This is a genomic window from Borrelia sp. A-FGy1, assembly GCF_014084025.1.
In the GTDB taxonomy this organism is placed as follows: domain Bacteria; phylum Spirochaetota; class Spirochaetia; order Borreliales; family Borreliaceae; genus Borrelia.
Window position 1 is genome coordinate 1 of sequence record NZ_CP043693.1, and the last position, 9,905, is coordinate 9,905.

Below are 9,905 nucleotides of genomic sequence, written 5' to 3' on the forward strand. Positions count from 1 at the left end.
TTTTTCTAATAGAGCTAAATCTAGATTAAACTAACTAAGCTACATAAAAAAATGACAAATCAAAGAAAAGATTTTTGAATAAATTATCTCATTATTTTGTATCAAGTTATAAAAATATAGTAATAGAAGACTTATCAATTAAAGACATGCAAAAAGATATGTTTGGAAAAGTATTAATTATTTAGTTAGGATGATATGAGTTTGTAAAGCAATTATCATATAAATCAGAATGGCATGGATCTACTGCTTTACATAAAGTAGGTAGATATTTCTTGTCAAGTAAACTATGCAGTAGTTGTCACATTAAAAATACAACTTTACAACTAAGATTATAAAAATAACTTTTGATAATTCACTAAATAATTTTCAAGATTTTCCTTATAGTGATTGTATTCTAATAAAATAAAAGGGTTTCATCTTTAGAATAAAGAATATAATTAGCTTTTATTTAATTTTTAGCAAAACTAATTTCAAATTCGACTTTAACAAAATGAAAGATCAGTGGGATCACAGTGTGACAATAACCCATTGCATGTAAAATAGATTAATAAAAATTGTTTTTACTTCAACTTTGCTTTTAATAATATTTTTATGAGTTTGTATATCGACATTAAATCTTTTATTTTTTTTATTAACTTTATATTAAAGTTTTATCTTTACTTAACATATATGAGTTATATTAGCAATATATATTGAAAAATATTGGTTTTTATAAGAAAAATTAATATGTATTGATTGATAATTTTTACTAAATTTTTAGTTTTTCAAAGCTATTAGTAAAGCTGAATATTCTTCTTATGAACATTCAGCTTAAAGTTTAAATATTGAATCACATTGAATCACTTAGATAATATATTGCTTATTTGTTTGCTACATTATTTGCTACATTATTGGAATTTGTTTTTCTTATTTCCTTAAAAGTATAATTTATTGAGTTAAACTTTTAGTTAAGTAATCATGAAAAGAATTAGTTATTGTTTTTTATTATTAACTCTTAGCATTTTTTATGTATATTCCTTTGATGTTTCAAATAGAGAATTTTATGAAATATTAGAAGGCTATTATTCAGGTAAAATTGAAGAATTTTCAAAAAAAAATGGTGAAGATGCTTATATATTTAGACTTAATAAATTTAAAGATACATTGGGTGATGAAATGAGTTCTGGCAACAAGTCATATTTTATTAATCTTGCTGATTACCAAATTGCCAGACTTCTTCAGAATAAAGAAGGGAGAAGAAATTCTTCTAAAAGTTATTCTGTTTTAAAATCTACTAAGAAATCTCTTTTAGAGCTCATTGCATCGACAGATTTTAAAGGTTTAGAAAAAAACATTCAAAGTGATATTTATAGGATTTTAGGAGATGTTAATCTAATGCTTTTGAGATATGCAGGTGGTGCAACTTTAAGTAAGCTTGCTAATGAGGCTAGGAAATATTTTGAAAAATCCTTAAAGATTAACAGTAAAAACTCACTTGCTAATACTTCTATTGCAAGTTGGTATTTGTATGCACCAAGAATTGCAGGAGGAGATTCAAATAAAACTTTATCATTTGCTCAATTGGGACTTAAATATGGTCAAACAGATGTAGAGAAATATTTCGCAAATATATGGATAAGTCAGGCTTATTTTCTTCTAAAAAATGAAAAAGAAAGCCTTAAGTATGTACTTAAGGCTAGTGAAATATTTCCTAATGGAGCTTTTCATAAGATAGTTCTGGAGCAAAACAAGAGTGGAAATTTGTTTATGGATTTTCCTATAAAAAATTAGTTAAATAATGTATTAATAAATTTTGTTTAAGATTTATGTGTTAATTTTATATGTTAAATTTATTGTTAGTTTTTTTAGTAAATATTAGTTTATACTCTTTTGAAAGAGACTTAAAGGCATTTATAGATAAAATAGAAAGTGTCCATACTAAATATTGTTCTGGTAATTTTGAGTTTAATTTTTTTGCACCAGATAAAATTTTTAAAAATGAGCTTCAAAATATAGAAAATGATATATTAATGAAATATAAAAAGGAAAGTATTCAATATAATTACTTGAATTTACTTATTTCCCTTGTTTTATGTGACGTTTCTTATTTAATTAATGATCCATATAAATACAATGATTTGATTCAAAAGTTAATTATTAATTATGATCGTGCTTTTAAAATTTCTTTAGAAGAGAATGCTACATCAGATTATTTTAGGGCATTGGGAGAGCTTGCTATAAATTTAATACCTCACGATAGAAGTAGATTATATTTTTATTTTGTTAATGCCAAGAGACATTTAGAAAATGCATTAAAAATAGATGACAATAATGTTAAAGTTTTTATTCCTTTATCTATTTTTTATACAGTTAGAGTGTCAAATAGGGATTTTTATAAAATTTTAATGGCAAAGAATTATATTGACAAAGCAGAAGGCGTTAATCTTAATGATAGGCAAAAGTATTTGAAAGAATTAGTGAAAAGTTCTTTTTTAATTCGTACTAATAGAAGATTGGAAGCAATTGAGTGTTTAAAAATAGCCAGAGCCATATTTCCTAATGGAAATATGGCTGTGTTAGCGATTGAAAAATTAAAAGAAGGTAATCCTTTTTACTAGAAATGAAAAGATTATAAATTTACTTTTAATAAAGTGAATAAAGAAAGATTGAAGGTATAAATGAAAAAGTTATTTTTTTTAATACTTATCTTTATTTGTTTTAGTGCATTTGCAAATGAACTAGATGATGAACTGAGTGATTTATCAATAAATGGAATGGATTTTGAATTTTATCTTGATTATCTTAGTGTTCCAAATAATTTTGAAAATAACTTTGATTTTATTTTAAATATTAAGGAGAATGATTCAAAAATATCACCTTTTTTTAGATTAGGAACTGATTATTCTAAAATATTTTTATTTGGTTTTGGATTAGCTTATGATTTTAGAAATTTTTTTTCTAAGGCATTTTATGAAATCAGAATTCCGTTTATTTTTGATTATAAAAATACTGAACATATTGGCAATTTTGAGGTTGGTTATAATTTTAATTATTTAAGACTTGAAAATATATTTAGATCAGGATTTATGAATCATTTAATCAAAGAAACAGGTGTTAGTGTTGGAAAAAATTCATATCATAATGTTTTAACTTTGGAGAATAAGTTTGATATTTTGCTTCCAATTTATTATTCAGAGTTTCAAAGAGCAGATATTAGAACATCTTTCTTGTATAGATATTTGCCAGATAATAATGAACAGTTTTATAGAGTGCACTGGAATTTGAAATATCTCGTTTCTGTTTCTTTGTGGGAGTTAGGATTTAAGGCCGATCTTGGAATGGCAGGCGATTTTAAAAAGTCTTCTATTTTTGAAACTGGATTTGATTATAATGCTTTAAATTTTTATGCTTTGACTATTCCTAAAATGGATCAAGATAGTAATTATTTTAATGTTATTTCTAATTTCGGATTAGAATGTAGATTGTTTTTTCTTGAAGTATTGAAAAATCTTGCTTCTGATTTATTTTTAGTGCTGTCTTCAGATATTGGATATGGTATGAAAGAGAGTTCTCTTTTAGATAAAGGCAAATTTCTTTATATCTTAGGTTTTGGAATAGGTTATAAGTTAGTTAAGGAAGTTCCTTTTGTCTTCAAAGTTGGCATTAACCAGGATAAAAAATTATTATTTGGGTTTTTATTAAGTTCAATAATTTTTGAGTGATGTTATTTTGAGGAAACTTTTTAAGTTGTACAGTGTTAAATTTAAAATATAGGAGGATTTGCAGTGGTCGTTAATTTAGATTTAAAATTGGTTAATAAAAAATATAGAATTGGACAGGAAGTTGTTCATGCAAATAAGGATATCTCACTTAGTTTAAAATCAAGGGACATGGTTTGGATTTCAGGACCTACAGGTAGTGGTAAGACAACCTTAATGAATTTGCTTTCTGGAATAGATTCACTTGATACAGGAGAGATACGTTTCAACTCGACCCTTTTGAGTTCAATGAATGAAAAAGATAGAACTTTATTTAGAAGATATAACATAGGTTTAATCTTTCAACATTTTGAACTTATTCCGAGTCTTACAGGTTTTGATAACATTTCATTGCCCTTAAGATTTTCAAGAAAAAGTGCTAAGCAATTAAAGTCTAAAACGGAAGAATTAATAGAGTTTTTTGAACTTTCAAAGTTTGTTAATAAAAAACCTAAGTATATGTCTGGAGGACAAAGGCAAAGGATAGGTATAGCAAGGGCCTTTGTTTATGATCCGAAATTAATAATTGGAGATGAAATAACTAGTCATTTAGACAAAGAAACAGCCATTTTTGTTTATACTTCAATACAAAAGTATCTTAAGAATATGAATGCAATTGGAATTTTTGTTTCTCATGATTACAATTTAAAAAATTTGGCTAATAAACTTTATAGAATAGAAGATGGAATGTTATTTTTAATGGAAGGTGAATATGTTTAAATTGGCTTTTTATAATATTTTTAGAGATTTGAGGCGTACAATTATATTGTCTCTACTTTTAACAAGCTCTGTGGTATTTTTGTTGGTTTTTGTTGGATATATGAACTTTAGCAGAGAAGGTATGGAAAAAAATTTTGTAAGTTCAACTGGTCATATTCAAATTGCGAAAGAAAATTATTTTAATCCTAAATTTAGTAGTCTTAAGAGTGAATTATTACTTGAAGAAAAAGACATTAATTTCATACGGGATGAAATAGTTAGTTATGATGAACTTCAATCCACTAATTTAATAGTTAATTTTGATGGGCTTCTTGGAAATTCTTCAACAAGTAACCCGGTTTTTGCATTTGCCTATGAAGACCCAGATATGATTACAAGTAGTCTATCTTTGTTAGAAGGTGAACCTATTTTTCATGATTCTAATGCAGGTGAGTTTTTGCTTGGTAGTAATTTAGCTGCTTCATTTGGTATAGAAAAAATAACGGAAACCAATTCTGATCTTACATTAATGACAAATTTGCTCGGGAGAGGTTTAAATTTCCAAAATATTAAAGTTGCTGGAATTATAAAATTTCCATTTTCAACAGCAGATAATATTTTTGCAATTACCACTATTAAGACTTTAAAAGACTTATTTTCATTTGAGGGTGGAGCACATGTGATTCAAGTGTTTTTAAAGGATAGTTCTGGTTTAAAGACATTTAAAAAGAAGTTAGATAATCTTAAAAAAGATAAGGGGATTGCCTTTGATTATAATGACTGGTTCGAAATTAATCCCTACTTTAAATCTGTTTTAGGAATGACTAGAACAACTTTTATGTTTATATTGTTCTTAGTCTCTCTTCTTATATTTATTGCATTTTTCCAAATAATGACAGCATTGAGTATTGAACGTACTAGAGAGCTTGGCACATTAAGAGCAATTGGTTTAACCAGATTGGAACTTTTTTACTCTTTATTTTTAGAAATTATCATTATTTATATTATAAATATTATTATAGGGATTGCATTGGCTTATTTGGCTAAACTTTTTATTCAGTTTCAAAAAATTAGTTTTACTCCTCCAGGTTATTCAGAAACATATTATATCAATATATTTTATTATGCTAGTGATATAATGTATGTTTCAATTTTCATGCTAGTTATTGCTGTTCTTTCTTCTGTTTTTCCGTTTGTAAAAGCATGTAAGAAATCAGTAGTAGAGGTGATGAACGATGCTTAAAATTTTTGTAATTATTCTTAATTTTTGTTTTTTAAATTTATTATATTCTGAGAATGGAAAAAATTTGATAAAAGAATTTGAAAGTCTATATTATCCTAAATTAGAAAGTGGGATTTATGCTTTCAAGATGAATTTTGAAATTAATTTAAAAGATAATTTAGAAGAAAGCGTAGGGCTAAGAGTTGTTAATATTGACAATAAAGATACACGTTTAATTTATATGTCAGGATCAAAAACAGATTTTGCCTTTTTATCTATTAGGAATAAAGGGCATTTTATGTTAGGAAGACAAGCTAAGATTCCAATTAAGGTAAGCGCATCCTATAAGGTTAAGGGTTCGTCTGAACTTAAAGATATTTTGGGCTTAAATTTTAATGCGGATTTTGTTTTATTAAAATCCGAAGGTAATAAGTTTGAATTTCAATCAAAAGAAAAATCAATCTATCCATTTGTAGATTTATTAAAAATTAATAAAGATGATTTTAAAACTTTACACAAAGATAAGGAATTAAGAGTTCTAAAAGAAGTAATTTACAAAAAAGGAAATATTAAAGGAATAGATACTTTTGTTTATTTTGAGATTGAAGATAAAGCTTTTAACGATTCTAGTACAAAAATTTATGTAAAAGATATTATTAGTACTAATCTAAATAATTCTATTTTTAGTTTAAAAGGGTTTAATAGAATATTTGATTTATATTCAAGATATATAAATTGAAATCATATGTGAGATAATTGATATTGGGATTTTTTAAAAAAATTTGCTTAATTCTTTTTTTGACTTTACCTAGCTTTTTGTTTTCGGAATCCTCTTTGTTTTTTAAGGAGCATTTAGGATTGAAAACAAAAATTTCTTTATTGTTGTCCGATGAAGATAAAAAAGATTTTTTTGGTACAGGGGCTTTGCAATTTTCTAATTTAGCTTATTTGGGATTTTTATTAAACTATAAGATGTTGGAATTTGGAGTTGCTCCTTCTTTTATTGTACAAAATGATGATCAATATTTAAGCTTCAATAAATTATTCTTTAATTTAAGCTTTAATGATTTTATTTTTAAATTAGGTAGACAAAATTATTATTTGGGAAATGGATTAATTGAAAATATTGTTTTAAAAAGAACCACAATAGAACCAGAGTGGTTTTTTGAGTTCTATTATTTTATTTCCAATTATTCTGTTTCTTTGGGTTCTATGTTAGATAAAAAAAGCCTAGATAAATTTTTATCGCCTGAATATTTATCTCCTTGGCTTTATTTTCAAGCATCTTTTGATGAAGTAGATTTGCTTACAATGGTTGAATTTCCATTTAATATTGAAAATAAAACTTTTGATATCACTGTTATTTTTGATTTTTTATTTGAAATTTATAGTGGAGTATTTTTTTATTCTACTTTAAGACAAGACTTACTTTGGCCTAAAAATTATAAATTAGATTATGATGATAATAGATTTTTGCTTGGTCTTAGATATTATATTAGCTTTGAGAATGACGTATTTAATGATTTCTCAATAGTATTTGAAAGTTATTCGAAAAATAATAATTATTTTTTGGGATCTGGGATTAAACTAACATGGATTAGTGAATTATTACAAACAACGTTTTCCTTAAAAAGCAATTTAAATACTCATTCTTTGCAATTCTATTTTGAAAATAATTTCTTGATTCTTAAAGAATGTTATTTAAAAGTGATAAATGTATTAGAGTTTAATAAAAAGATAAATCTTAAAGATACTCCTTTTTATAATATTTTTAGTATTGAATTAAAAATTGAATTGTAAAATTTTCTGTTTGGTATATTATATTTTTATATTGTATTAAGGATAAATATGTTATGGGGGGAGGGGAGATCATAGTTTAGGGAATAAAGCATAGGGCAAAAGATGGATAGTATTTAAAAATTAAAGAATATAAAGCTAATAAAGAGTATAAATACAGCAAATAATTTTATTATTAGATAATTTTAATTTATATAAACGGATAAAATAGTTAATTTATTAGAAATATTAAATTTAGGATAGTAGTAAATCTTAATAAAATGATATAAATCATTCTTATAATGAGGAATTTAAATATAAAAATATATGTATATTTAATATCTTTTTCATAATGTCTTGTAATTTATGCCTCATAAGAAGATTAAATTTCTGATGATATATTTAAAGACTGGAGATTGAGCTAGATGGTAAGATGGGATATGTTTGTTAGATATTTACATATTTATGAACTCAAATTAGTACTCAAAAAGTACTTAATAAAAATATTTTGTATAATAACTAAGTTAGGTGGGAGATGGTTAAGCTAGATAAAAATATTAAATCAAAGAAAAGACTTCTTATATAAATTATCTTATTACTTTTTATCAAATTGTAAAAACATGGTAATAGAAAGTGTATTGATTAAATGAATGCAAAAAGAATGTTTGGAAAAGTATTGATGGTTTAGGATGAAGTGAGTTTATAAAACAATTATTATATAAATCAGAATGGTATGGATCTGCTTTACATAAAGTAGATAGATGTTTCCCATCAAATAAACTATGCAGCAGTTGTGACGCTTTGAATTATAGAGATATGAATGCAAGTCTAAACTTTAGCTTATGGACCATGATTTAGTGGATTGCCGTTCTTTCAGAAACTCAAAAGTTATTTTAGTTAGATACAAGAAGCTATTTCTATACTCTTTGGTTTAGAAATAGCAGTTCACTTTGAAATAGATATCTTTTATTTATAACTAAGCTAAGTAATATAAAATAGATCAATGAGATATTTTATAGCTAAAACTAGTTAGGAAAAATTTTTATGTTGTATTTATAAAAATATAATTAATATATTAAGTAATTGGATTTAACTTTTCTAATTATTTAAAAGCTTATTAATGATCAAAATGTGCTTCTATAATTATCTGGTTCAATACTTTTAAAAAATGGTTTCTCATTGCTTGTATTAATGAATCACGCGGCCTTCTTTATTAATCCAATCTAAATAACTGTTCCAGTGTCTATTAAGATTTTCTATATAATTTCGTTTTTTTGTAGTAGGTATTGGTTTTCTTTAATTGATTTCTCTTATCTTTCTACTAGCCCATGGAAGTACCAAATTTAATTTACGCTTGAATTCTTTATCAGATTCTTCTTGTTTTTTTTTGATACCATTCTTTAAATCTTTCGAGCACTCCTACAAGATCTACATTATCTCCTTGTGAATCGATGTCTTTACTAAGCCATTTAAGAAATTCATCTCTATGTTCTGCAACCCAATTTTTGAGGTCTTTTTCCTTTTCGGTTTTTTGTTTTTTTTCTCTAGCCCATTTTAGAAATTTTTCTTTTGAATTGTTGTCTTGACCTACCCTCACAAAAGAGTATTCTTCGGTCTCATCTTCTTTTATGACTTTATTGTTATTTGGTGCCTTATTTTCAAGGGTATCTTGTTGTTGATTTTTTTTGAGGAAAATAGACTTACTTTTTTGATTATCAGTTTTTGAAGTAGATTCAATAATTTTATCCATATATTTTTTAATCTGAGGGTTAAATTCACAACTAAAAAATAAAGTTAATGCAATGATAAATGAAATATTTATACGTAATTTTTTCAAAGAAATCTCCTTTAATTAATTATATTAATTAAAGGAGATTTTGTCAAATATTAAATGAAAAATTTATCTGGTTAATAAATTTGTAAGAAAAATTAATAGTGATTATATTGCTTATTTAAGCTATTATCAATTTTAAAGTTTATATATATATTTGAATATAGTTTATCATTCTAATTATAGAAGTTACTTTAAATCAATAAATAATTAAAAGATATTGGAATTAATAATTTTTAGTTAGAACTAAAAGTTTAGTTATTCAAGTTAATGGAGTTAAATACAAATTACCAGATTAGATATAATTTAAATAAGATTAAACAAAGTTGATAATAGGCTAAATAAATCAAGTGATAAATATATCTTTATTAATAAAGTGATTAGATATACTTAAAATGAAAAGAATAGATAATAATTTTATCAAAAAATAAAAAAGAATACTCCACCTATAATTTCTATGAAATTTAGGTGGAGATAAATTTGTAACGCAAGTTTAATTTAATATTATTTTAAAAAATATATGAGTGCTAATAAAGCTTATAAATATAGAATATATCCCAACGATAGTCAAAAAAAATGCTTTTCAAAAGTATTTGGATGTGTAAGATTTTTGTATAACAAAATGTTAAGTGATAAGAAA

General features: G+C 24.6%; 10 protein-coding genes and 1 pseudogene. 10 read left to right on the forward strand and 1 reads right to left on the reverse strand.

Going from position 1 to position 9,905, the window contains the following annotated elements; translation table 11 throughout:
- The 9 genes and pseudogenes from F0310_RS05820 to F0310_RS05965 form a co-directional block, all read left to right on the forward strand.
- A pseudogene (locus F0310_RS05820) lies at positions 1-326 on the forward strand (transposase); the annotation flags it as partial.
- Positions 327-957: 631 nt separating this feature from the next.
- Positions 958-1,770 carry a tetratricopeptide repeat protein gene (locus F0310_RS05180; protein WP_182117909.1) on the forward strand — a complete coding sequence of 271 codons (813 nt, stop codon included), beginning with the start codon at positions 958-960 and terminating at the stop codon, positions 1,768-1,770.
- A gap of 50 nt (positions 1,771-1,820) precedes the next feature.
- Positions 1,821-2,597, forward strand: coding sequence for a hypothetical protein (locus F0310_RS05185; protein ID WP_182117910.1), 777 nt, complete (start codon positions 1,821-1,823; stop codon positions 2,595-2,597).
- A gap of 60 nt (positions 2,598-2,657) precedes the next feature.
- Positions 2,658-3,701: a hypothetical protein gene (locus F0310_RS05190; RefSeq protein WP_182117911.1), complete on the forward strand. Its 1,044-nt coding sequence runs from the start codon at positions 2,658-2,660 to the stop codon at positions 3,699-3,701.
- A gap of 63 nt (positions 3,702-3,764) precedes the next feature.
- On the forward strand, positions 3,765-4,457 hold the full coding sequence (locus F0310_RS05195) for an ABC transporter ATP-binding protein (RefSeq protein ID WP_182117912.1): 693 nt from the start codon (positions 3,765-3,767) through the stop codon (positions 4,455-4,457).
- Entirely contained in the window at positions 4,450-5,679 is a 1,230-nt protein-coding gene (locus F0310_RS05200) for an ABC transporter permease (RefSeq protein ID WP_182117913.1), read from the forward strand. Before F0310_RS05195 ends, F0310_RS05200 begins: the two co-directional genes overlap by 8 nt.
- Complete coding sequence (locus F0310_RS05205) at positions 5,672-6,397, forward strand: hypothetical protein (protein WP_182117914.1); 726 nt, start codon at positions 5,672-5,674, stop codon at positions 6,395-6,397. Before F0310_RS05200 ends, F0310_RS05205 begins: the two co-directional genes overlap by 8 nt.
- Positions 6,398-6,516: 119 nt before the next feature.
- Positions 6,517-7,458 carry a hypothetical protein gene (locus F0310_RS05210; protein ID WP_232535980.1) on the forward strand — a complete coding sequence of 314 codons (942 nt, stop codon included), beginning with the start codon at positions 6,517-6,519 and terminating at the stop codon, positions 7,456-7,458.
- A gap of 678 nt (positions 7,459-8,136) precedes the next feature.
- Positions 8,137-8,292 carry a zinc ribbon domain-containing protein gene (locus F0310_RS05965; RefSeq protein WP_476577997.1) on the forward strand — a complete coding sequence of 52 codons (156 nt, stop codon included), beginning with the start codon at positions 8,137-8,139 and terminating at the stop codon, positions 8,290-8,292.
- Positions 8,293-8,800: 508 nt separating this feature from the next.
- Here the strand turns inward: F0310_RS05965 and F0310_RS05220 are convergent.
- A complete protein-coding gene (locus F0310_RS05220; RefSeq protein ID WP_182117915.1) occupies positions 8,801-9,271 on the reverse strand; it encodes a hypothetical protein in 471 nt (156 codons plus the stop codon).
- A gap of 514 nt (positions 9,272-9,785) precedes the next feature.
- On the opposite strand from F0310_RS05220, the gene F0310_RS05225 reads away from it, so the two are divergent.
- On the forward strand, positions 9,786-9,905 hold a 120-nt coding region (locus F0310_RS05225), incomplete at its 3' end, for a helix-turn-helix domain-containing protein (RefSeq protein WP_182117916.1).

Coding starts and splice junctions, on each gene's coding strand:
- F0310_RS05180 (WP_182117909.1), top strand. CDS start 958: ATGAAAAGAATTAGTTATTGTTTTTTATTATTAACTCTTAGCATTTTT.
- F0310_RS05185 (WP_182117910.1), top strand. CDS start 1,821: ATGTTAAATTTATTGTTAGTTTTTTTAGTAAATATTAGTTTATACTCT.
- F0310_RS05190 (WP_182117911.1), top strand. CDS start 2,658: ATGAAAAAGTTATTTTTTTTAATACTTATCTTTATTTGTTTTAGTGCA.
- F0310_RS05200 (WP_182117913.1), top strand. CDS start 4,450: ATGTTTAAATTGGCTTTTTATAATATTTTTAGAGATTTGAGGCGTACA.
- F0310_RS05205 (WP_182117914.1), top strand. CDS start 5,672: ATGCTTAAAATTTTTGTAATTATTCTTAATTTTTGTTTTTTAAATTTA.